21 protein-coding genes are annotated in these 21,915 nt (G+C 64.5%); 17 read left to right on the plus strand and 4 right to left on the minus strand.

Annotation, left to right across the window (positions count from 1 at the left end; all coding sequences use genetic code 11):
* Positions 1–111 precede the first annotated feature (111 nt).
* From acs to QZY03_RS18160, 8 genes are all read left to right on the plus strand, one after another.
* On the plus strand, positions 112–2,058 hold the full coding sequence (gene acs / locus QZY03_RS18125) for an acetate--CoA ligase (RefSeq protein WP_295583536.1): 1,947 nt from the start codon (positions 112–114) through the stop codon (positions 2,056–2,058).
* 143 nt (positions 2,059–2,201) lie between these two features.
* Positions 2,202–3,035 (plus strand): NYN domain-containing protein, encoded by an 834-nt coding sequence (locus tag QZY03_RS18130; RefSeq protein ID WP_295583538.1) that lies wholly within the window; start codon positions 2,202–2,204, stop codon positions 3,033–3,035.
* 104 nt (positions 3,036–3,139) lie between these two features.
* Positions 3,140–4,852: a type IV-A pilus assembly ATPase PilB gene (pilB, locus tag QZY03_RS18135; protein WP_295583540.1), complete on the plus strand. Its 1,713-nt coding sequence runs from the start codon at positions 3,140–3,142 to the stop codon at positions 4,850–4,852.
* 71 nt (positions 4,853–4,923) lie between these two features.
* Positions 4,924–6,183, plus strand: coding sequence for a type II secretion system F family protein (locus tag QZY03_RS18140; RefSeq protein ID WP_295583542.1), 1,260 nt, complete (start codon positions 4,924–4,926; stop codon positions 6,181–6,183).
* Positions 6,184–6,306: 123 nt separating this feature from the next.
* Positions 6,307–7,179: an A24 family peptidase gene (locus tag QZY03_RS18145; RefSeq protein ID WP_295583544.1), complete on the plus strand. Its 873-nt coding sequence runs from the start codon at positions 6,307–6,309 to the stop codon at positions 7,177–7,179.
* Complete coding sequence (coaE, locus tag QZY03_RS18150; protein ID WP_295583545.1) at positions 7,180–7,764, plus strand: dephospho-CoA kinase; 585 nt, start codon at positions 7,180–7,182, stop codon at positions 7,762–7,764.
* An 89-nt stretch (positions 7,765–7,853) separates the two neighbouring features.
* Entirely contained in the window at positions 7,854–9,599 is a 1,746-nt protein-coding gene (ilvB, locus tag QZY03_RS18155) for a biosynthetic-type acetolactate synthase large subunit (protein WP_295583547.1), read from the plus strand.
* A gap of 267 nt (positions 9,600–9,866) precedes the next feature.
* Positions 9,867–10,913 carry a quinone-dependent dihydroorotate dehydrogenase gene (locus QZY03_RS18160; RefSeq protein ID WP_295583586.1) on the plus strand — a complete coding sequence of 349 codons (1,047 nt, stop codon included), beginning with the start codon at positions 9,867–9,869 and terminating at the stop codon, positions 10,911–10,913.
* A gap of 157 nt (positions 10,914–11,070) precedes the next feature.
* On the opposite strand, the gene QZY03_RS18165 is transcribed toward QZY03_RS18160, so the two are convergent.
* Positions 11,071–11,394: an aldo/keto reductase gene (locus QZY03_RS18165; protein ID WP_295583549.1), complete on the minus strand. Its 324-nt coding sequence runs from the start codon at positions 11,392–11,394 to the stop codon at positions 11,071–11,073.
* Positions 11,395–11,563: 169 nt separating this feature from the next.
* Here QZY03_RS18165 and QZY03_RS18170 point away from each other — a divergent pair, with 169 nt between their 5' ends.
* On the plus strand, positions 11,564–11,992 hold the full coding sequence (locus tag QZY03_RS18170) for a GNAT family N-acetyltransferase (RefSeq protein ID WP_295583551.1): 429 nt from the start codon (positions 11,564–11,566) through the stop codon (positions 11,990–11,992).
* Here QZY03_RS18170 and QZY03_RS18175 read toward each other — a convergent pair.
* The 3 genes from QZY03_RS18175 to QZY03_RS18185 form a co-directional block, all read right to left on the minus strand.
* Positions 11,989–12,147 (minus strand): hypothetical protein, encoded by a 159-nt coding sequence (locus QZY03_RS18175; protein WP_295583553.1) that lies wholly within the window; start codon positions 12,145–12,147, stop codon positions 11,989–11,991. The two genes, QZY03_RS18170 and QZY03_RS18175, sit on opposite strands and share 4 nt — an antisense overlap.
* Before the next feature lie 108 nt (positions 12,148–12,255).
* Positions 12,256–13,716 carry an FAD-dependent oxidoreductase gene (locus QZY03_RS18180; RefSeq protein ID WP_295583555.1) on the minus strand — a complete coding sequence of 487 codons (1,461 nt, stop codon included), beginning with the start codon at positions 13,714–13,716 and terminating at the stop codon, positions 12,256–12,258.
* 122 nt (positions 13,717–13,838) lie between these two features.
* The gene (locus QZY03_RS18185) at positions 13,839–14,636 is read right to left on the minus strand and encodes an inositol monophosphatase family protein (protein ID WP_295583557.1); all 798 of its coding nucleotides are present in this window, start codon (positions 14,634–14,636) and stop codon (positions 13,839–13,841) included.
* 77 nt (positions 14,637–14,713) lie between these two features.
* Here QZY03_RS18185 and QZY03_RS18190 point away from each other — a divergent pair, with 77 nt between their 5' ends.
* From QZY03_RS18190 to hscA, 8 genes are all read left to right on the plus strand, one after another.
* Entirely contained in the window at positions 14,714–15,496 is a 783-nt protein-coding gene (locus QZY03_RS18190; RefSeq protein WP_295583559.1) for a TrmJ/YjtD family RNA methyltransferase, read from the plus strand.
* Positions 15,497–15,500: 4 nt separating this feature from the next.
* Complete coding sequence (gene cysE, locus QZY03_RS18195; protein ID WP_295583561.1) at positions 15,501–16,283, plus strand: serine O-acetyltransferase; 783 nt, start codon at positions 15,501–15,503, stop codon at positions 16,281–16,283.
* 60 nt (positions 16,284–16,343) lie between these two features.
* The gene (gene iscR, locus QZY03_RS18200; protein ID WP_295583563.1) at positions 16,344–16,832 is read left to right on the plus strand and encodes a Fe-S cluster assembly transcriptional regulator IscR; all 489 of its coding nucleotides are present in this window, start codon (positions 16,344–16,346) and stop codon (positions 16,830–16,832) included.
* A gap of 117 nt (positions 16,833–16,949) precedes the next feature.
* The gene (locus tag QZY03_RS18205; protein ID WP_295583565.1) at positions 16,950–18,164 is read left to right on the plus strand and encodes an IscS subfamily cysteine desulfurase; all 1,215 of its coding nucleotides are present in this window, start codon (positions 16,950–16,952) and stop codon (positions 18,162–18,164) included.
* 310 nt (positions 18,165–18,474) lie between these two features.
* Positions 18,475–18,861, plus strand: coding sequence for a Fe-S cluster assembly scaffold IscU (gene iscU, locus QZY03_RS18210; protein ID WP_295583567.1), 387 nt, complete (start codon positions 18,475–18,477; stop codon positions 18,859–18,861).
* A gap of 171 nt (positions 18,862–19,032) precedes the next feature.
* Positions 19,033–19,356, plus strand: coding sequence for an iron-sulfur cluster assembly protein IscA (iscA, locus tag QZY03_RS18215; protein WP_295583569.1), 324 nt, complete (start codon positions 19,033–19,035; stop codon positions 19,354–19,356).
* A 27-nt stretch (positions 19,357–19,383) separates the two neighbouring features.
* Positions 19,384–19,929: a Fe-S protein assembly co-chaperone HscB gene (hscB, locus tag QZY03_RS18220; protein WP_295583571.1), complete on the plus strand. Its 546-nt coding sequence runs from the start codon at positions 19,384–19,386 to the stop codon at positions 19,927–19,929.
* A gap of 93 nt (positions 19,930–20,022) precedes the next feature.
* The gene (hscA, locus tag QZY03_RS18225; protein WP_295583573.1) at positions 20,023–21,909 is read left to right on the plus strand and encodes a Fe-S protein assembly chaperone HscA; all 1,887 of its coding nucleotides are present in this window, start codon (positions 20,023–20,025) and stop codon (positions 21,907–21,909) included.
* Positions 21,910–21,915 lie beyond the last annotated feature (6 nt).

The raw sequence follows: 21,915 nt of genomic DNA on the forward strand, positions 1-21,915 counted from the left end.
GACGAGCGTTTAGTATTATCTTCCCCGCGACCACGCCCTTGACGGAAGCCAACCAGAACCCTGGGCACCGCTGATTCACCACCACCACCCGAAAGACAGAGGAAATACGAGATGTCAGACGAGAAGGTCTATCCAGTTCCCGCGGCCATCGCGGCCAAGGCGCACATCAACGCCGAAAAATACGAGGTCATGTACAAGCAGTCGATCGAGAATCCGGATGCGTTCTGGGCCGCACAGGCCGAGCAGTTCGTCAGCTGGTTCAAGCCCTGGGACGCGGTGACCGACTGGAGCTTCGACGCGGAGAACCTGCACATCAACTGGTTCAAGGGCGGCAAGCTCAACGTTTCCTACAACTGCCTGGACCGCCACCTGGAAACACGCGGCGATCAGGTCGCGATCATCTGGGAGGGTGACAACCCGGCGGAAGACCGCAAGATCACCTACCGCGAACTGCATGCGGAAGTCTCCAAATTCGCCAACGTGCTGAAGGCCAGCGGGGTGAAGAAGGGCGACCGGGTGTGCATCTATCTGCCGATGATCCCGGAAGCGGCGGTCGCGATGCTCGCCTGCACCCGTGTCGGCGCGGCCCACTCCATCGTGTTCGGCGGTTTCTCCCCGGACAGCCTGCGCGACCGTATCCTCGACTCCGACTGCCGGGTGGTTATCACCGCCGATGAGAGCATGCGCGGCGGCCGCAGTGTGCCGCTGAAGAAGAATGTGGACACCGCGCTGCAGGAATGCCCGAACGTCGGCAGCGTGCTCGTGGTGCGCCGCACCGGCGGCAATGTCGCCTGGACCGCCGGCCGCGACCGTTGGTACCACGAGGAAATGGCCAAGGCGGACGCGGTCTGCGAGCCTGAGCAGATGGACGCTGAAGACCCGCTCTTCATCCTCTACACCTCCGGCTCCACCGGCAAGCCAAAGGGTGTGATGCACACCACCGGCGGCTATCTGGTCTTTGCCGCCATGACCCACAAGTACACCTTCGACTACCAGGAAGGTGAAATTTTCTGGTGTACGGCGGACGTGGGCTGGGTTACCGGACACACCTATATCGTCTACGGCCCGCTGGCCAACGGCGCCACGTCGCTGATGTTCGAGGGCATCCCCAACTACCCGGACATGTCGCGCTTCTGGGAAGTGGTCGACAAGCATCAGGTCAACATCTTCTACACCGCGCCCACCGCCATCCGCTCGCTGATGCGCGCGGGCGAAGACCCGGTCAAGAAAACCTCGCGCAAGTCACTGCGCATTCTGGGTTCCGTGGGTGAACCGATCAACCCGGAAGCCTGGGAGTGGTACCATCGGGTGGTCGGCGACGAGCGCTGCCCGATCGTTGATACCTGGTGGCAGACCGAGACCGGCGGTCACCTGATCACCCCGCTGCCCGGCGCCACGGCGCTCAAGCCCGGCTCCGCCAGCAAGCCGTTCTTCGGCGTGGTGCCGGCGCTGGTCGACGCGGCCACCGGCGCCCTGATCGAGGGCCCCGGCGAGGGCGCGCTGATCCTCACCCAGCCCTGGCCGGCGATCATGCGCAGCGTCTACGGCGATCATCAGCGCTTTGTCGACACCTACTTCAAGCAGTACCCCGGGTCCTACTTCACCGGTGACGGCGCACGCCGCGACAAGGACGGCTACTACTGGATCACCGGGCGCATCGACGACGTGCTGAATGTATCCGGCCACCGCCTGGGTACCGCCGAGATCGAATCCGCCCTGGTGCTGCATCCGCATGTGGCGGAGGCGGCCGTGGTCGGCTATCCCCACGACATCAAGGGGCAAGGCATCTATGCCTACGTGACACCCATGGCCGGCGTGGAGCCAACCGACGCGCTCAAGAAGGAACTGGTGGCCATGGTGCGCACCGAGATCGGACCCATCGCCATCGTCGACATCATCCAGTGGGCGCCGAGCCTGCCGAAGACCCGCTCGGGCAAGATCATGCGCCGTATCCTGCGCAAGATCGCCGCCAACGAGATCGACTCACTGGGCGACACCTCGACCTTGGCCGACCCGACCGTGGTCAACGACCTGATCGAGAACCGCGCGAACAAATAGGTCTAGACTGTCATGCGGACACCCCGCGCCGTCCGGGCGCGGGGTCACCGCCCTGAACCATAAATTTACCAGAAAGTGTACTTTCAGCGCCGATCATCGTTACTTCAAGACGCACTTTCACTTTGCATTTGTCCGAGGTCAGCTTGAGTTCTTATTGCCGCGTGGGCGTCTTCGTCGACGCCGAGAATGTCCGCTACAATGGCGGTTACCAGATGCGTTATGATGTTTTGCGCCGCTTCGCCGCCCGTGGGGACGGTATCTTGCAGCGCCTCAACACCTACATGGCCTATGATGAGGAACGCGCCAAAGAGGACACGGAGTACCGCAAGAAGTCCCGTACCTACCAGCAGATGGTGCGTGACTTCGGCTGGAAAATCACGGTTAAACTGGTGCGCCGGTACACCGACGAGGCCGGCAACGTGACCACCAAGGCCAACGCCGACCTCGACATGGCGGTCGATGCCATGCTGCAGGCCGATAAATTGGATCAGGTTCTCCTGGTCACCGGTGACGGCGATTTCATACAGGTCGTGAACGCCCTGCAAAACAAGGGCTGTCGGGTGGAACTGATCGGTTTCAAGAACGTCTCCCGCCAGCTCCAGCAGGAAGTGGATGCGTTCTACTCCGGTTTCCTGATTCCCGACCTGCTGCCCGTTTCCTATGAGCCGCGGAACGACTGGGGCAAGCCAGCCTCATGTGTACGCGGCGTCTGCACCAAGTGGATTGCCGACAAGGGTTACGGGTTCCTGCGCATCATGGACCACATTTCTCCCGACCTGTGGATCACCGACCCGCGGGCGGAGGGCTCGCCCTACACCAGCGTCTTCTGTCATGTCAATGAATTAGCTGACGATGTCACCGAGGATCAACTGATGAACCGGGAGACCATCCTGGAGTTTTATGTCAATGAGAGTGAACAGAAAGACAACGGCCTGGTGGCCAACAACGTAAGGCTCGCATTTTCGGTCAACAGGTAACACACTGGTGTCGTCGCGGCGGCCACCGGATGGCCGCTCGCGCGGCAAAAAGCGGGTGATGGCCACCCGCAAGAACGTAGCCGACCCGATAGCACAGGCAGCCAATGGCGACCAATCCGACCACCATGAAACCCTCGGGCCTCGCCTGGCGTTTGGTCCGGGACCGCCTGCTCACCGAGGAGCAGGCCAACTTCGCGATCACCGAGTCGCTGCGCCGCCACGAACCCTTTATCCGTTATCTGGTCGAGCAGAAGATGCTCGACAGCCGCCGCATCGCCATTGCGGCCTCCCATGAGTTCGGTGTTCCGCTGCTGGATCTGGCCGCGATCGATCTCGCCGATCTGCCTCTGACCCTGGTCGACGAGAAGCTGATCCGCAAGCATCGGGCGCTGCCCTTGTTCCGCCGCGGCAACCGCATCTTCCTGGCCCTGTCGGACCCGACCAACGATCAGGCACTGGAAGAAATCCGCTTCAACACGGGGCTCGCGACCGACGCCGTGCTGGTCGAGGAGGACAAACTCGCCGCCGCCATCGACCGCGCCATCGATGCCCAGGACACCACCATGACTGACCTCATGGATACGGACCTGGATAACCTGGATATCGCCAACGAGGATGAGGAGCAGCGCGACGACTCGGATGTGAACGTGGACGATGCCCCGGTGGTGCGCTACGTCAACAAGATCCTGGTGGACGCCATCACCAACAGCGCCTCCGATATCCACTTCGAACCCTACGAGAAATACTTCCGCATCCGCTTTCGCCAGGACGGGCTGCTGCGCGAGGTCGCCAACCCGCCGCTGAACATCGCGGGGCGCTTGGTGGCGCGCCTCAAAGTCATGTCGCGAATGAACATCGCGGAACGCCGGGTGCCCCAGGACGGGCGCATCAAGCTGAAACTGAGCCGCACACGTGATATCGACTTCCGCGTCAACACCCTGCCTTGCCTGCACGGCGAAAAGGTCGTCTTACGGATACTCGACTCATCGTCGGCGCAAGTCGGTATCGATGCGCTGGGCTTCGAGCCTGAGCAACGCGACGCCTTTCTCTCCGCCATCGCCAAGCCGTACGGCATGATCCTGGTCACCGGACCGACCGGCTCCGGAAAGACCGTCTCCCTCTACAGCGCGATCAACATTCTCAACAAGCCGGAGGTCAACATCTCCACGGCCGAGGATCCGGTGGAGATTCAGGTGCCGGGGATCAATCAGGTCAATGTCAACACCAAGACCGGGTTGACCTTCCCCGCCGCCTTGCGCGCGTTCCTGCGGCAGGATCCGGATATCGTCATGGTCGGCGAGATCCGCGACCTGGAGACCGCTGAGATCGCGGTCAAGGCGGCCCAGACCGGCCACCTGGTTCTCTCCACGCTGCATACCAACGATGCCCCGCAGTCACTGACGCGACTCGCGAACATGGGCGTCGCACCGTTCAATATCGCGTCCGCGATCCTGCTGATCATGGCGCAACGCCTGACCCGGCGGCTCTGTCCACACTGCAAACAGCCCGAGGACGTGCCGCGCGAAGCCCTGCGTGAGGAGGGCTTCACGGATGAAGAGATCGAGGAAGGCATCACCATCTTCCGCCCGGTCGGTTGCCAACGCTGCAATAAGGGCTATAAGGGACGGGTCGGTATCTTTCAGGTCATGAAAGTGTCGGAGACGATCGGCCGGCTCATCATGGAGGGCGGCAATTCGCTGCAATTGGCGGATCAGGCCGCCCGCGAGGGCGTCGCCGACTTGCGCCAATCCGGGCTGCGCAAGGTCAAGGCCGGGGTGACCAGCCTGGAAGAGATCAATCGCGTCACCAAAGACTAACCACAGACTAAACCACAGACTCACCACGTCACGCGACGCACCAAGTCATTTCACTAAGTCACTGAACGCCCATGGCACTCGCTGCAACCCAAAAACCCAAGCCGCAACACAAGGCCCCGCCCAAGGTCGAAAAGGCGTACGTCTTTGCCTGGGAGGGCACCGACCGACGCGGCGGCCGGGTCAAGGGCGAAACGCGCGCGCCCAGCATCACCGTGGTGCGGGCCGATCTGCGCCGCCAGGGAGTCAACCCCACCAAGGTCACCAAGAAGGCCCGGCCGCTCTTCAGCGGGCGTAAGAAAATCGGTGCTGGAGATATTGCCATCTTCAGCCGCCAACTCGCCACCATGATGACCGCCGGGGTACCGCTGGTTCAGGCCTTCGACATCGTTGGCCGGGGACATGAAAATCCGGCGATGCAGGATTTGATCCTCTCGATCAAGCAGGATATCGAAAGCGGCACGGCGATGGCGGAGGCGCTGGGCAAACAACCGCTGTATTTCGACGATCTGTTCTGCAATCTGGTCGCTGCCGGCGAACAGGCGGGCGTGCTCGACATCCTGCTGGACAAGATCGCGACCTACAAAGAGAAGACCGAATCGATCAAGGGCAAGATCAAGAAGGCCCTGTTCTATCCCGCGGCGGTCATCGTGGTGGCCATCATCGTCACGGTGGTGATCCTGATGTTCGTCATCCCCCAGTTCAAGGAGCTGTTCAGCAGTTTCGGGGCCGATCTGCCGGCCTTCACCCTGCTGGTCATCGGCGCCTCCGACATCTTGCGCGACTGGTGGTGGGCCATCTTCCTGGGGGTGGCTGCCGCCGTTTACGGTATCGGTTATGTCTTCAAGCGCTCGCGTAAGTTCCGCGATATCGTGGACCGGGCGGTACTGAAAATCCCGATCATCGGCGGCATTCTCAACAAGGCCTCGTTGGCGCGTTTCGCCCGGACCCTGTCCACCATGTTCGCCGCCGGCGTGCCCCTGGTGGAGGCCCTGGAATCGGTGGCGGGGGCCACCGGCAACGTCGTCTACCAGGAGGCGGTCCTCAAAATGCGCGAAGAGGTCGCCACCGGGCAAGCACTGCAACTGTCCATGCGCCAGCGTAACCTGTTTCCTCACATGGTGATTCAGATGACCGCCATCGGCGAGGAGTCCGGCGCGCTTGACGACATGCTGGCCAAGGTCGCGGACTTTTACGAGGAGCAGGTCGACAATGCGGTGGACAGCTTGAGCAGTCTGCTGGAGCCTATGATCATGGTGGTCATCGGCGGCCTGGTGGGCAGCCTCGTGGTCGCCATGTACCTGCCGATCTTCAAGTTGGCGGCCGTGGTCTAATAATAGTGGCTAGCAGCTAACGATTGTCGCTTGGCCTGAGATCCCGTCAAGCGGCGACGAGCAGGTTGTAAACCGGACGCTGAGACCGAAAGGATCTGCGCTTTACCGCATTGGGAGTTGACGATGGATTGGATCGACGTGTTTAGAGACAGCTCGAGTCTGCTCTACGGGACGACCCTGGCGCTGGGGCTGATCGTGGGCAGCTTTCTCAACGTCGTCATTCTGCGTCTGCCGCGGATGATGGAGGCGGGCTGGCGGCGGGACTGCGCCGAGTTTGTCGGCACCGCAACGCAAAGCGACGAACCCGTGCTGAATCTGGCGAGGCCGCCATCCCACTGCCCAGCCTGCGGGCATCGCATCAGTGCGCTGGAGAACGTCCCGATCCTGAGCTATCTGTTCCTGCGCGGGCGCTGTTCCGCCTGCGGGACCCGCATCAGCGCGCGCTATCCGCTGATCGAGGGACTGACCGCCGTACTGACCCTGATCGTGGTTATGCACTTCGGCCTGAGCTGGCAGACGCTGGCCGCGCTGGCGCTGACCTGGGGGCTGATCACGCTCGCCGTCATCGACTACGACACCCAACTGCTGCCCGACGGCATCACTATCCCGTTCCTCTGGGCCGGCCTGCTGCTAAGCCTGTTTGGTCTGTTCACCGACAGCGCGTCCTCGATCATCGGCGCCGCGGCCGGCTATCTGAGCCTGTGGGCCGTGTTCCAGATCTTTCGTCTGGTCACCGGCAAGGAGGGCATGGGTTACGGGGACTTCAAGCTCTTCGGGCTCTTTGGTGCCTGGTTCGGCTGGCAGTTTCTACCCCAGATCATCCTCTTGTCCGCCGTGGCCGGAGCGGTGCTCGGTACCCTGTTGATCATCGGAGGCCGCCATCGGCCCGGACACCCGATGCCGTTCGGCCCATTTCTGGCCACGGCAGGATGGATCTGCCTGATCTGGGGTCAGCAGATCAACGACGCCTATTTGCGTCTGTCCGGCCTGGGTTAGGTGTTCAAGGTCGGCCTCACCGGCGGAATCGGCAGCGGAAAATCCACCGTGGCCGATCAGCTCGCGGCGCTGGGTGCCGGGGTCATCGACACCGACCTGCTGTCCCGCGAACTGACCGCACCCGGCACGCCGACCCTGGCGCAGATCGGCAGCGCCTTCAGCGATTGCCTGTTCCCCGATGGACAGTTGGACCGCGCGGCGCTGCGCGCTCGTGTTTTTTCCGATGCCGCGGCGCGGGCGCGGCTGGAATCCATCCTGCACCCGCCGATCCGCACCCTGATGCTGGAACGGGCGGCGGGCCTGACGACCCCCTATGCGGTGCTGGTGATCCCACTGCTGTTCGAGACCGGCCAGCAGGCCCTGATGGACCGCATCCTGGTCGTGGACTGCCCCGAGTCGGTCCAGATCGACCGGGTGTGCCGACGCAGCGGACTGAGCGATGCCGAGGTCGCCCGCATCATCGCGGCTCAGATCCCGCGCGCGCAGCGCCTGGCCGGCGCCGATGACATCATCGACAACGGCGGCGGGCCTGAGGCGCTCGGACCCCAGGTCGAACGGATGCATCGGCGCTACCTGGCAGCTTAGGCGATTTCCGGCAAGCGCCTTACGGCTGACCGATTTTTCTGGGATCATGTCGCCATGACCCACTGGTCCCCATGAAACGCAGAATCACCATGAACGCCCCAGAGACCCCCACTCACCCCACCGGCGCCGCCCTGTTATTCGATGTGCTGACCGATCTCGGCGTCGAGATCATCTTCGGCCACACCGGCGGGGCCGTCATTCCCCTGCATGTGGAGCTGAACAAGCGGATGCGCCGCGGCGAACCCTGCCCGCGCTTCATCATGTGCCGCCAGGAGGGCGGAGCCGGCCACGCGGCTGAGGGCTACGCGCGGGTGAGCGGCCGGGTGGGCGTCGCCCTGGCCACCTCCGGGCCCGGCTCCACCAACCTCACCACGCCCATCGCGGACGCCTACAAGGACTCGATTCCGACCCTGTTCATCACCGGCCAGGTACCGAGCCGGGCTATCGGCACCGATGCTTTCCAGGAGGTCGACACGGTGGGCCTGACCCGCCATATCTCCAAGCACAATTATCTGGTGAAGGACGTGCGCGACCTGGAGTGGGTGCTGCGGGAGGCCTACGCGCTCGCCAATCATGGCCGGCCTGGACCCGTGGTGGTCGACATTTGCAAGGACGTACAACTCGCACAGGTGACCGAGACCAATCCGCCGCGACGGCGCCATCGTGAGCCCGTGCCGTTCGACGCGGCCCAGGCCGACGCCATCCTCGCCGCCCTGGCCACCGCCCAACGCCCGGTGGTCAAAGCCGGCGGCGGGATCATTCATGCGGAAGCCGCCGCCGCCCTGTGCCGCTTCGCCGAGCGGTTCGATGTGCCGGTGACCACCACCTTCAACGCCCTGGGGGCGGTGCCCTTCGCCGACCCGCACAATCTGGGCATGCCCGGCATGCACGGCACCATCCCGGCCAACTATGCGTTGCGCGACGCCGACCTGATCCTGACGCTCGGCGGGCGCTTCGATGACCGGGTGGCGGTCAGCGGATTCGCCAAGGGCAAGCGCATCGCCCAGGTCGACATCGACCCGTCCGAGATCGACAAGACTGTGCCGACTGATCTTCATCTGGTGGCCGGCCTGGACGCCTTCCTCGACTATGCGCTGAGCACCGGACGCACCGCCAGCCACCCGGACTGGATGGTCCTGATCCAGCAGTGGCGCACCCAGATGCCCCTGCCTTACCTGCCAATGCCCAACCTCAAGCCCCAGGCGGTCGTTGAGGCCATCTCCGAGCTGACCGGCGGCAACGCCACCCTGGTCACCGGAGTGGGCCAGCACCAGATGTGGGCGGCCCAGTATTACCGCTTCCAGCGCCCCCGCCAGTGGGTCTCCTCCGGCGGGCTCGGGACCATGGGGTTCGGCCTGCCGGCGGCCATCGGCGCCTGGTTCGCCGACCCGACCCGGCCGGTGGTCCTGATCGACGGCGACGGCAGCTTCCAGATGAACATCCAGGAACTCGGCACGGTGGTGGCGCAGCAGATTCCACTCAAGATCTTTGTGCTCAACAACAACTACCTGGGAATGGTGCGCCAGTGGGAGGACATGATGGACGACGGGCACCATTACGAGACCTGTCTCTCCCGCAACGTCGACTGCGATCGCGACTGCACCGAGATGGACGAGGACTGCCGCCGCCAGATTCCCAATCTGCTGGGGTTGAAGCACGTTTACCCGCGCCTCAAGACCCTGCGGATCACGACCGCGGCGGAACTGCACGAAGGCATCGCCCTGGCCCTGGCCGATACGCACCCGATGGTGGTGGATTGCTGGGTCGACAAAGCGGAAAACGTGCTGCCCATGGTGCGGCCGGGGCATGGCCTGGACCAGATGATCGAGTCCTGAACCGGGAAAATCGCCTTTAAGGGCGATTTTCCCGGTCTGTGCTATAGCCTTCGGACGTGATTACCGGACGTAGGGGCGGGTTTCAAACCCGCCCCTACACCAAGGGTCTGTCTGGATATCAGGTACGAAGGCTATCGTACCCCGCTCCAACTTAAGCTGCGGCGTCATTCCGGCAGGATGCCGGAATCCAGTGCCATGGATGGTAGCGCGCCGGCACGACGGATTCGCAGGACTCGCTGGAACAGTGTATTACTTTCGGAATCAATGATGTACAGCGACGACACCACGGGCTTGTGGCGCCTGATCCGGCCCCTGGCCTTTCGGCTCGACCCGGAGTCGGCTCACCGACTCGCACTGGGACTCCTCGCGCGCTGGTCTGCGGTCTTCGTTGGCGGCCTGCCGGACACGGACCCCGCGCGACGGCCGGCGCTGGCCCGGCGGATCATGGGTTTGGACTTTCCCAACCCGATCGGCCTCGCCGCCGGGTTGGATAAGGAAGGTGCGGCGGTCCCGGCCTGGCAGCGGCTGGGCTTCGGATTCGTGGAGGTCGGCACCGTCACCGCCCTGCCCCAACCCGGCAACCCGCGACCGCGCCTGTTCCGCCTGCCCGCCGATGAGGCCATCATCAACCGCATGGGGTTCAACAATGGCGGTGCGGCGGCCATGCAGGCGCGCCTCACCCGCCTGCGGGCGCGCGCCGTCCTCCAGGTACCGCTCGGTGTGAACCTGGGCAAATCCAAGGTCACCCCGGCCGAGCGCGCCGCCGCGGACTACCGGGCGAGCTTCGAGCGACTCGCCGATCTGGCCGATTACATCGTGGTGAATATCTCCAGCCCGAACACACCGGGCCTGCGAGACCTGCAAACGGTCGATGAGGTGCGGCGCATCGTCGATGCCATTCAAACCCCCAACCAGGCCATGAGCCGGCCGCGCCCCCTGCTGCTGAAACTGGCCCCGGACCTCGCTGACGCGGACGCCGTCGCCTGCGCCAGGGCGGCCCTGGACGCGGGCTGCGCCGGCCTGATCCTGACCAATACCACGATCCGCTTCGAGGGACTGCGCAACGCGACCGACGGCATGAGCGGCGGCCTGTCGGGCCGGCCGCTATTGGGCCGCAGCACGGTCTTGCTCAACACCGTGCGGCAAGCCCTGGGCCCGGCGCCGGTGCTGATCGGCGTCGGCGGCATCATGGATGCAACGGGCGCGCAGGCCAAGCTGGCAGCCGGGGCGGACCTGCTTCAGGTCTACACCGGGCTCATTTATGGCGGACCCGGATGGGTGCGGCGCCTCCTCGATCGACTGGAGCGGGCCTAGTCAGGTGCTCCGTCTGAGTCTTCCCGACCGATAACGTCTCCCGTGGAGCGGCCTGCGGCCGCTACGCAATGCCGAGCTGAATGCTGACGTTCGCGATCCCGCGAGCCCCCATCGCGGCCGGAGGCCGCTCCCACGGGATCGCGGGCTGACTTCAGGATCACGGCACCTCCGCCCCAGCGGCAGCCTGGAGGATGTGGAACCAGACCTGCCGCTCCAGGACGATCCCGCACTTGGTGACGATCTCCAGACGCTCGCGCAGTCCCGGTACCTGCGCCAGCGCCTCGCCGAAACAGCCCTCCACCCGATAGCCGCCGTAGATGTCCGCGTGGTCCACGGTGGTGATTCCCAGATCCAGCCCCTGTTCGATAAACGCGATGAGTTGGTGCGTGGTGAATCCCCAGTCCATCAGGCGCCAATAGCCCATGACGAAGCGGCTGAAGTCAGGTCCTGCGGGACAGGTCGCAGTGCGCGAGCACGACATGGGGCTATCCTCACACTCAAGGCGATTGCCAAATCGACCCACCCTGGCGGATCGATCTGACAGCATGTCTTCTTACAGCAACAAGCCAGGGGGGCGGGCAGATCCATCCTCCCTATGGCAAAATATCGTCTGCCGCTCCAAGACCGGGCCGCGATGAACCTGACCCCGCATGACCGATCAACCAGACATCCGTTTCGAATCGCGGCCATTGCGGCGCGTAACGGCCGCCGAACGCAAACGCCTGCGGGCGCTGACCGCGGGCGGCAATGATTCCCACCTGCTGACAATCCTGCGCGAGCGCCCTCCGCACGTCCGCTGTTTCCTGGCCTGGCACGACGATGTGATCATCGGCTGGAGTCTGGCACGCTGGTTCGCCGCGTTCAAAGACTCACCGCGCAATGCGCATCTCAGCGTCTTCGTGGACCCGGACTGGCGACGTCAAGGCTTGGGGCGTCGCTTGATCGGGCAAGCGGTGGACTTCACGGTGGCGCACCGGCTGACCGCCTGGGTCTATGCCGGCAACGCGGATCAGCTGGCCTTCGCTCGCGGGTGCGAGCATCCGACGAGTATCGTCACGACACCCTTCCCGTTGCGTTAGTGGTGCGACTTGGTCAGCAGCTTGAAGATCTTGAAATTGATGATCCAGAAGCGGATGAACTGCCACACCAGCGACCGGCGCATGTAGCGCGTGAAAGCGGTCGGCATCGGTGGATAATAGGATTGTTTATAGGGCTCTTTGTTCTTGGCGGGCATGTTATATCTCCGCTGGGTAAGGTGACCGCAAGGTTCTGTGGACGCCCCGGCCGGTCATCACTCAGACCGACCGGGGTGTCCCACATTTTGGACCGGAATCCGGAACGATCAATCCGGCAGGATCGACCAGCCGGGCTTGAGCTGCGCCTGGTAGAGGAAGACGTAGTGCAGAATCCACTTCATCCAGTGCCCGGCCAGACCGACCTCGCCGAAGGTGAGATCCATATCGCGGCCATAGTCCGGATAGGTCTCGTAGTCGGGCACGACCGGAAATACGGTCATGGTCGCCGCACTGCCCTTGAAGATGTGAGAGCCGGTGGAAGCGACACAAGCGGCACCCATCTCCGCCATTGATGCGGTGTGGGTTGGTCCAGCGGCCGCGCCGTTGAGAATATCCCGGATATTCTCGGCCACCGCTTTGCCGATGGCCGCCGAAGGCATGCCGGTGCGCGGCGGTGCCGGGTTGATCGGCGTGCCGTTCGGGCTGCTCATCGGTTTACTAATGAGGTGCGGCGGCGCAAAGGCGATGCCGACCGCGAAGACGTTTTTGTACTTCGGCGTCTCGTAGTACCGGGGCCAGTCGGCTTTGCTCCACTCCTCGAATGGCTTGGGATTGTAGTCCGCGTCCACCTTCATGAACCCGTTGGGGGCGAACACCGCCGCGGTGATGTCGCTGCCGTCGTTACCAAAGGCCTTCAAACCGACCCCGGCGAAGGGCGGGATCAGCATCGCGAAGTCGTAGTCCAACTCATGGTAGGTTCCCTCCAGCGTCTCATAATGGATCTTGTTGGGCTCGATCTTGTTGACCGCGGCGCGCGTGATCCAACTGATGCCGCGCTCGACCATCAGCGACTCGGCGAACACCTTGCCGTTGGTGACATAACCGCCGCGTTTGATGTGGACGCCGCCCATCCCGAAATCGCCGAGTTCATACTCGTTGCTGATCCAGGTGATCTCGGCCTGATCGCGAACACCCGCCTGACGCAGCGAATGGTCGACGTTATAGATATATTCGAAGGCCGCGCCCTGGCAGGTACACATGCCATGCCCGGTGCCGACGACAAAACGACGCCGCGCGCCGCCTTTCATGGCCTGGATGTGTTCCTGCAACTGCGCGTTGGCTGCCACGGCGTGCTCGGCGGTACACACCGAGACGGTGTAGCCCCCTTCCGGCCCCAGACCGGGCGTGGCACCGAAGTTGAGCTTGGGGCCGGTGGCGTTGACCAGGAAGTCGTAATCGACATCCTCGGTCTGGCCGGCGCGGGTCGGGTCGGTATACTCGATGCGGACGAAGGGGCGACTGCGCTCCGCCGCGCCCTCGGGATGCACCGAAACCGCCTTGCCCAACAGAAACTCCACACCGGCCTTCTGGTAGATCGGCCCGAGATCGAAGGTCACCTGCTCCGCGGTCATCTCGCCGCAGGCCACCCAGACGTTGGATGGGATCCAGTTCCACTGGGGCTTGGGTGAGACCACCGTGACCTGATGTTTCTTGCCGACCCACATGGATAGATAGCGGGCCACGGTGTGCCCCGAGATACCGGCGCCGAGAATAACGATGCGTGACATCTTATGTACAGCCTCCTCGTTTGAGTTCACGGCTCACGCTAACAAGCCTGAGCGGGGCTGTCAAATACAGAATTTTAATGGTAGTCAATGACTTGCCAAGGAAATCAACGCCGATGCCGACATCAGGCGTTGAGTGCGTCGCTCAAGTGGGGACGAATGAGTTCGAGCATCGCCTGATGGACCTTGAGGTTGCCGGCCACCAGGTTGCAGGTGTCGAAGTAACGGGGGCCGCCGCTCAGATCGGTCACGGTGCCCCCGGCCTCGGTGACCAGCAAGGCCCCGGCCGCGAAGTCCCAGGGCGACAGACCCAGTTCCCAGAATCCGTCGGTGCGCCCGGCGGCGACATAGGCCAGATCCAGGGCGGCCGAGCCGGGGCGGCGCAAACCGGCGGTCGACAGGGTCATGTCCTTGAACATGCCCAGATAGGCGTCGATATGGCGCTGATCGCGGAAGGGGAACCCGGTGCCGATCAGCGCCCCGTCGAGCGACGGCCGACCGGCCACCCGCAGCCGCCGGTCGTTGAGTTGCGCACCCTCGCCGCGGGCCGCGGTGTAGAGTTCTTCGCGCAGCGGGTCGTAAACGACGGCGCACTCCAGTTGCCCGCGCACCCGCAAGGCAATGGACACCGAGAACTGGGGGAAGCCATGCAGATAGTTGGCGGTGCCGTCCAGCGGGTCGATCACCCACTGGTAGTCGCCCTCCCCCTGGGCGCCGCTTTCCTCGGCCAGGATCGCGTGGCTGGGGAAACGGGCGCGCAGTTCCTGGATAATGACCTGCTCGGCGCTGCGGTCGACTTCGCTGACGAAGTCGTTGCGGCTCTTGGTCTGGACCTTGATCTGGTCCACGCGGTCGTAGTAGCGAAGCAGCACCTTGCCTGCGGCACGGGCGGCGCGGATAGCGATATTCACGGTAGGATTCATAACCGACACGATACCCCAAGGGACGTGCGGATCAAAGATTGACAATGTGGCCTTGTTCTGAAGAAGCTGACTACCCCATGGACGCGCACCCCGACACGACCCTGGCCCGCATCCGCTGCGTGCTGGTGGAGACCACCCATACCGGCAACCTGGGCGCTGCCGCGCGGGCGCTGAAAACGATGGGCCTGACCCGCCTGGAGTTGGTGAAACCCCGCCACCCGCCCGATGCCGAGGCGCTGGCCCGCGCGTCCGGCGCCGATGACCTGCTGCAGCGGGCGGGGACGCATCAGGATCTGGTGGGCGCCCTCGCCGGCTGCCGATTGGTGATTGGCGCCAGCGCCCGGCAACGCACGGTGGAGTGGCCGCTGCTGGAACCGCCCGCGGCAGCCCGTCTGCTGCTGGCCGAGGCCGCGGTGGGCGAGGCGGCCCTGGTCTTCGGGCGGGAGAGTTCGGGTCTCACCAACGAAGAACTCGCCCGCTGCCACTATCTGGTGCAGATTCCGACCAATCCCGAATTCAGCTCGCTCAATGTAGCCGCCGCCGTCCAGGTGCTTGCCTACGAAATCCGTCGTGCCTGGCGGGAGGGTCAGGGCGAACAGACCCACGAAGAACCGCGCGACCTGGCGACCGCGGAGGCCTTGGACGCCTTCCATGACCATCTGGCCCGGACGCTGGTGGAGATCGGCTTCCGCGACCCGGAGCAATCCAGCCAGCTGTTGATGCGGTTGCGGCGCCTGTTTAACCGGGCGCGCCCCGACTGGGTCGAGATCAATATCCTGCGCGGCATCCTCAGCGCCGCCCAGGGACGCAAAACCGCGAACCGTCCGGCCGCGGTGCACCAGGAGCAGGAGCCCAGTTAAGCGCATGTTCGACCAACTGCGAGAGGATATCGGAAGCATTTACGATCGCGATCCCGCGGCCCGCACCGGGTTTGAGATCCTGACGACCTATCCGGGACTGCACGCCGTGCTGGCCCATCGGCTGACCCACACCCTCTGGGTGCACGAGCTCAAGCTGCTCGCGCGGGTGCTGTCGAATGTCGCGCGCCTCTTCACCGGGATCGAAATTCATCCCGGCGCGCAGATCGGCCGCCGCTTCTTTATCGACCACGGCATGGGCGTCGTCATCGGCGAGACGGCCGTCGTCGGCGACGACTGTACCCTCTACCACGGTGTGACCCTGGGCGGCACCAGCTGGCAGCCGGGCAAGCGCCACCCAACCCTGGGGCGCGACGTGGTCGTGGGCGCCGGGGCCAAGGTCTTGGGGCCGATCACGATCGGCGACGGGGCGCGGATCGGCTCCAACGCGGTGGTCGTCAAGACGGTTCCCGCCGGCGCCACCGTGGTCGGCGTGCCCGGCCGCATCATCGAGCGGGAGCGGGATGCGGACCAGCGCCGCCGCGCCGATACCGCCGCCCGCATCGGCTTCGACGCCTACGGCGCGACCGTCGACGCCCCGGACCCGGTGGCCAACGCGATCAACCGCATGCTCGACCACATCCACCACATGGACAGCCGCATGGAGGCGATGTCACAAGCCCTGGAAGCCAAGGGGATCATGACGCATTTCGACCACGACGCCGACCTGGACGCGGTGGTGATCGACTCACCCAACCCGGAACCCTTGAAGCCCAATCCAAGTCATTAATTGATCGCTGAGGTCGGGTAACGTAGGATGTGCAGGGAAGACCCCCGGAGGGCGTTGAGCATGAGACTGACGACGAAAGGCCGCTACGCGGTCACTGCGATGCTGGACCTGGCCATCCATCACGGCAAGGGACCGACGGCGCTTGCCGACATTGCCCAGCGACAGGGTATCTCCTTGTCTTATCTTGAGCAGTTGTTCGCCAAACTCCGCCGTAACGGCCTGGTGACCAGTGTCCGTGGTCCGGGCGGTGGTTACAATCTGGCCCGTTCGGCCGGTGAAATCCATGTGGCGGAAGTCATCGTCGCAGTCGACGAGAACGTGGACACCACCCGTTGCGGCGGCGCCGGCAACTGCCAGGATGGTCAACCCTGCCTGACCCACGCGCTCTGGTTCGACTTGAGCAACCGGATCCAGGACTACCTGGAGACCATCACGCTGCAGGATCTGGTGAATCGCCGCGACCCCGCGGGCGACCGCACCCAGCCCTGCACGACGGTCGACATCAAGCTCGGGGTGGTGGCGGGCGGGCGCGCCGCCGCCCCGATCTGACCCGCCGGTTCGACCTGGCTGGTCGGTTGCGCGGGCCCGGCGGCGAGTTGCCGCGCGGCCCCTATCCTTAGCGAGTGCCCCTGCCTCCAGCGCGGTGGAGGCGGCGCGGAGTCCGAGATGAAGCTTCCGATTTATATGGACTATTCAGCCACCACCCCGGTCGATCCGCGGGTGGCGGAACGCATGTGCGCCTGCCTCACCCCCGATGGCGTGTTCGGCAACCCGGCGTCACGCTCCCACGCCTTCGGCTGGGCGGCCGAGGAAGCAGTGGAAGATGCCCGTCGCCAAGTCGCCGAGCTGGTGAACGCCGATCCCAAAGAAATCGCCTGGACCTCTGGTGCCACCGAATCCGACAATCTGGCGATCAAAGGCGCCGCCCACTTCTATCAAAAGCGCGGACGCCACCTGATCACTGTCAAAACCGAGCACAAGGCGGTACTGGACACCTGTCGCCAGTTGGAGCGTGAGGGGTTTACGGTCACCTATCTCGACCCGGAACCGAACGGCCTGATCGACCTCACCACGCTGGAGTCCGCCCTGCGCGATGACACCATCCTGGTCTCGGTCATGCACGTGAACAACGAGATCGGCGTGATCCAGGACATCACCGCCATTGGCGAACTGACCCGCGCCCGCGGCTGCCTGCTGCACGTGGACGCCGCCCAGAGCACCGGCAAGGTCCGGATCGACCTGGACGCCATGCCGGTGGACCTGATGTCCTTCTCGGCCCACAAGACTTACGGTCCCAAGGGCATCGGCGCACTGTACGTGCGGCGCAAGCCGCGGGTGCGGATCGAGGCGCAGATGCACGGCGGCGGTCACGAGCGCGGCCTGCGCTCGGGCACCCTGCCCACCCACCAGATCGTCGGCATGGGCGAGGCCTTCCGCCTCGCCCGCCTCGAGATGGTGCAGGAGAATGCGCGGGTGCTGGCCCTGCGTGAGCGGCTGTGGGATGGGCTCAAGGACCTGGATCAGGTCTTTCTGAACGGCGATGCCCAGCACCGGGTCGCCGGCAACCTCAATGTCAGCTTCGCCTACGTGGAGGGCGAGTCGCTGATCATGGCGCTCAAAGATCTGGCCGTCTCCTCCGGCTCCGCCTGTACGTCCGCCAGCCTCGAACCCAGTTATGTCCTGCGGGCCATCGGCCGCGAGGACGAACTCGCCCATAGTTCCATCCGCTTCACCCTCGGGCGCTTCTCCACCGCGGACGAGGTCGACTATGCGATCACCAAGATCCGCACCCAGGTGGAGCGGCTGCGCGGACTCTCGCCGCTCTGGGACATGTACCAGGACGGGGTGGATCTCAAGTCAGTGCAATGGGTTGGGCATTAAGTAACGCGTCAGAGAAACGTTAAGCAACGATACACTCGTTGTCGTTGTCGTTGTCGTTGTCGTTGTCATTGTCGTAATCGGAGAAGCGATTCAAGTTGCATCCTCGCGGGCATCACAAACTCGATTACGATTACGACAACGACAACGACAACGATGTCTTTAACTTGTTCTTGACTCGTTACGTACCGGACGTCGGGGCGAGTTTACACCCGCCCCAACGCCTAAGGGTCTGTCTGGATGTCAGGTGACAAGGCTACAACAGCCTGCCTGAGCTTCAGACTGACCGCTCCTCAACATGAGGTGAAACGCAATGGCATACAGTGACAAGGTTCTGGACCACTACGAGAACCCGCGCAACGTGGGCACCTTCGACAAGGACGACCCCAGCGTCGGCACCGGTATGGTCGGCGCCCCGGCCTGCGGGGACGTGATGCGCCTGCAGATCAAGGTCAATGACCAGGGCGTCATTGAGGACGCCCGCTTCAAGACGTACGGCTGCGGCTCCGCCATCGCCTCCAGCAGCCTGCTCACCGAGTGGGTCAAGGGCAAGACCCTGGACGAAGCGCGGCAGATCAAAAACCAGGACATCGCGGACGAATTGGCCTTGCCGCCGGTCAAGGTCCACTGCTCGGTCCTGGCGGAAGATGCGATCAAGGCGGCCATCCACGACTACGCCGCCAAACGTCAGCCGGAGTAATCGCCATCCGGGTCTCCGCCCCCCAGGCACCGGCATTGCGGGAACGGACTCCAGAGGACACCTTGCGCTTGCGTTCGCGCGCCCAAAGCGCCTAGCATTTCCCTATCCTGCAACGCGCGGCCCAGGAGTCGCGTCGTTGTCCATTGGGATCGACCCGCGGAAGACACGCTCATGGCCATCTCCCTGACACCCGCCGCCGCCGCTCATGTCACCCGCTTCCTCGCCCAGCGCGGCAAAGGCGTGGGCGTCCGCCTGGGCGTTCGCACCTCGGGCTGTTCGGGGATGGCCTACAGCCTGGAGTTCGCGGATGCACTGGAGCCGGACGATCAGATCTTCGAAGACCAAGGGGTTAAGGTGATCGTCGACCCCAAGAGCCTGGTCTATCTGGATGGGACCCAACTGGACTTCGTCCGCGAGGGCCTGAACGAGGGGTTCCGATTCAACAACCCCAACGCCAAACACGCCTGCGGTTGCGGCGAGAGTTTCAACGTCTAGCGAGGCACATGCGCGGTGAATTTTGCCATGCTGGACTTTTCCAAAAACTATTTTGAGCTGTTCGATCTGCCGCTCGGATTCACCGTGGACGCCAAGCGCCTGGCCGAGCGCTATCGAACACTCCAGGCGGTGACCCACCCGGATCGCTACGTGGTCGCGGCGGATCATGAAAAGCGGGTGTCGCTGCAGGCGTCGACCCAGGTCAACGAAGCCTATCGAACCTTGAAAGACCCCCTGGCCCGCGCCCGCTACCTGCTGACCCTGCACACCGGCGACCCGGGAACGGACAGCGAGACCAGTAAGGACGGCGCCTTTCTCATGGAGCAGATGGAGTTGCGCGAAACCCTGGCCGAGGCCCAAAGCAGCCCGAACCCCCATGCGGCGGTGGCCACAGTGTTGACCCATCTGGCCGAACAGAGCGCGGCACTCGACAAAGAACTGGCGGGGCTGTTCGCTGACCCCTCCCCCGCCAACCTGGCGAGCGCACGGGAGATCGTGCGCAAACTTCAATTCCTGGATAAGTGTCGGCGCGACGCGGAGGACTTGGAGGGGCTGATCGATGGCCGATATTAGCCAAGCATCCGTCCGCCGATGAACACCAATCCGCGTTCATCAGCAAACCCGATGTCTTCCCCGCAACATCCGTGAATCCGCAGACGAGACCCGATGCCACTGTTACAGATCGCTGAACCCGGTCAGTCGGCCGCCCCCCATCAGCACCGGCTGGCCGCGGGCATCGATCTGGGGACGACCAACTCGCTGGTCGCCACCGTGCGTAGCGGAGTCGCCGAGACCTTGCCGGACGCGCAGGGGCGCCATCTCCTGCCCTCGGTGGTGCGCTTCAGCGCCGAGGCTGCGCCGGTGGTCGGTTACACTGCCCAGGCGGGCGCGCTGGATGACCCGCTCAACACCATCGCGTCAGCCAAACGGCTGATCGGGCGCGGCCTCGCGGATATCAAGCAACTGGGCGGACGCCTTCCTTACCTCTTCGTGAGCCCTAACGCGGCGGTCCCGCGTATCCACACCGCGGGCGGCGACCTGACCCCGGCGGAAGTCTCGGCGGAAATCCTGAAGACCCTGGCGCAGCGTGCGGAGGACACCCTGGGCGGTCCGCTGGCCGGAGTGGTGATCACGGTACCCGCCTATTTCGACGACGCCCAGCGTCAGGCCACCAAGGACGCGGCGACCCTGGCCGGGCTCAAGGTCTTTCGACTCCTGAGCGAACCGACCGCCGCCGCGGTCGCTTATGGGCTGGATCGCGCGGATGCCGGCACGGCCGAGGGCGTGCATGCGGTTTATGACCTGGGTGGCGGCACCTTCGACATCTCGATTCTGCGCCTGACCCGCGGCGTCTTCGAGGTGCTGGCCGCGGGGGGCGATTCCGCCCTGGGCGGCGACGACTTCGACCGCACACTGGCCCAATGGGCATTGGAACAGGCCGGTATCGGCGATGGCGCCGACCACCGGACCCTGCGTCAGGCGATGCAGGCGGCCTGCACCGCCAAGGAGCAACTGAGCAGCGCACCGAGCGCGGACCTGATGCTCAACCTGCCGGACGGCCGCCACTGGTCCGCCACCCTGGACCGGGCGGCCTTCGAGGCCCTGATCGACCCGCTGATCGACCGTTCACTGGCCGCCTGTCGGCGCGCCCTGCGCGATGCGCGGGTGAGCGTGCCGGAGATCGACGCGGTGGTCCTGGTCGGCGGCTCCACCCGGGTCCCGCGGGTGCGCGAGCGGGTCGCGGCCTTGTTCGGCCGGCCGCCGCTGGCCGACATCGACCCGGATCGCGTGGTCGCCATCGGCGCCGCCATCCAGGCGGACCTGCTGGCCGGCAACCGTCCGGGGGACGACCTCCTGCTGCTGGACGTGATCCCGCTCTCGCTCGGCATCGAGACCATGGGCGGACTGGTGGAGCGGTTGATCCCGCGCAACACCACCATCCCGGTCGCGCGTGCTCAGACCTTCACCACCTTCAAAGACGGCCAGACCGCCATGGCCATCCATGTCCTCCAGGGCGAACGCGATCTGGTGGACGACTGCCGGTCGCTCGCGCGTTTCGATCTGCGCGGCATTCCGCCGCTGGTGTCCGGCGCGGCGCGCATCCAGGTCAGCTTCGAGATCGATGCGGACGGACTGCTGCGGGTCGCCGCGAGCGAACTGACCAGCGGAGTCACGGCGCGCGTGGAGGTCAAACCCTCCTATGGCCTGACCGACGGCGAGATTGCCGCCATGCTGAGCGACTCCCGGCAGCACGCCGGTGAGGATCAACTCGCCCGGCGCGTGCGCGAAGAGCGGGTGGAGGCGCAACGGGTGCTCGAATCGCTGCGCGCAGCGCTCACGCGCGATGGCGACACCCTGCTGGACGCCGCTGAACGCACCCGGATCGAGGACGCCATGACCGCGCTGGCCACCACTCTGAACAGCATCGATGCAAAGCGCATCGGCGATACCCGCCGTGCCCTGGAACAAGCCTGTGCCCATTACGTGGAGCGGCGCATGAACCACAGCATCCAGTCGGCCATGGCCGGGCAGCGGGTCGATGCATTCGAATAAGCAACG

The sequence above is a fragment of the uncultured Lamprocystis sp. genome (assembly GCF_903933125.1).
Classification (GTDB): Bacteria; Pseudomonadota; Gammaproteobacteria; order Chromatiales; family Chromatiaceae; genus Thiodictyon.

What these genes read in the sequence shown, in the direction of transcription:
- QZY03_RS18170 (WP_295583551.1), top strand. Translation starts at nt 11,564, where the DNA reads ATGACCGATCAACCAGACATCCGTTTCGAATCGCGGCCATTGCGGCGC.
- QZY03_RS18190 (WP_295583559.1), top strand. Translation starts at nt 14,714, where the DNA reads ATGGACGCGCACCCCGACACGACCCTGGCCCGCATCCGCTGCGTGCTG.
- QZY03_RS18175 (WP_295583553.1), bottom strand. Translation starts at nt 12,147, where the DNA reads ATGCCCGCCAAGAACAAAGAGCCCTATAAACAATCCTATTATCCACCG.
- hscB (WP_295583571.1), top strand. Translation starts at nt 19,384, where the DNA reads ATGCTGGACTTTTCCAAAAACTATTTTGAGCTGTTCGATCTGCCGCTC.
- QZY03_RS18205 (WP_295583565.1), top strand. Translation starts at nt 16,950, where the DNA reads ATGAAGCTTCCGATTTATATGGACTATTCAGCCACCACCCCGGTCGAT.
- QZY03_RS18145 (WP_295583544.1), top strand. Translation starts at nt 6,307, where the DNA reads ATGGATTGGATCGACGTGTTTAGAGACAGCTCGAGTCTGCTCTACGGG.
- acs (WP_295583536.1), top strand. Translation starts at nt 112, where the DNA reads ATGTCAGACGAGAAGGTCTATCCAGTTCCCGCGGCCATCGCGGCCAAG.
- QZY03_RS18140 (WP_295583542.1), top strand. Translation starts at nt 4,924, where the DNA reads ATGGCACTCGCTGCAACCCAAAAACCCAAGCCGCAACACAAGGCCCCG.
- iscR (WP_295583563.1), top strand. Translation starts at nt 16,344, where the DNA reads ATGAGACTGACGACGAAAGGCCGCTACGCGGTCACTGCGATGCTGGAC.
- hscA (WP_295583573.1), top strand. Translation starts at nt 20,023, where the DNA reads ATGCCACTGTTACAGATCGCTGAACCCGGTCAGTCGGCCGCCCCCCAT.
- iscU (WP_295583567.1), top strand. Translation starts at nt 18,475, where the DNA reads ATGGCATACAGTGACAAGGTTCTGGACCACTACGAGAACCCGCGCAAC.
- cysE (WP_295583561.1), top strand. Translation starts at nt 15,501, where the DNA reads ATGTTCGACCAACTGCGAGAGGATATCGGAAGCATTTACGATCGCGAT.
- iscA (WP_295583569.1), top strand. Translation starts at nt 19,033, where the DNA reads ATGGCCATCTCCCTGACACCCGCCGCCGCCGCTCATGTCACCCGCTTC.
- QZY03_RS18165 (WP_295583549.1), bottom strand. Translation starts at nt 11,394, where the DNA reads ATGTCGTGCTCGCGCACTGCGACCTGTCCCGCAGGACCTGACTTCAGC.
- QZY03_RS18180 (WP_295583555.1), bottom strand. Translation starts at nt 13,716, where the DNA reads ATGTCACGCATCGTTATTCTCGGCGCCGGTATCTCGGGGCACACCGTG.
- ilvB (WP_295583547.1), top strand. Translation starts at nt 7,854, where the DNA reads ATGAACGCCCCAGAGACCCCCACTCACCCCACCGGCGCCGCCCTGTTA.
- pilB (WP_295583540.1), top strand. Translation starts at nt 3,140, where the DNA reads ATGGCGACCAATCCGACCACCATGAAACCCTCGGGCCTCGCCTGGCGT.
- QZY03_RS18185 (WP_295583557.1), bottom strand. Translation starts at nt 14,636, where the DNA reads ATGAATCCTACCGTGAATATCGCTATCCGCGCCGCCCGTGCCGCAGGC.
- QZY03_RS18160 (WP_295583586.1), top strand. Translation starts at nt 9,867, where the DNA reads ATGTACAGCGACGACACCACGGGCTTGTGGCGCCTGATCCGGCCCCTG.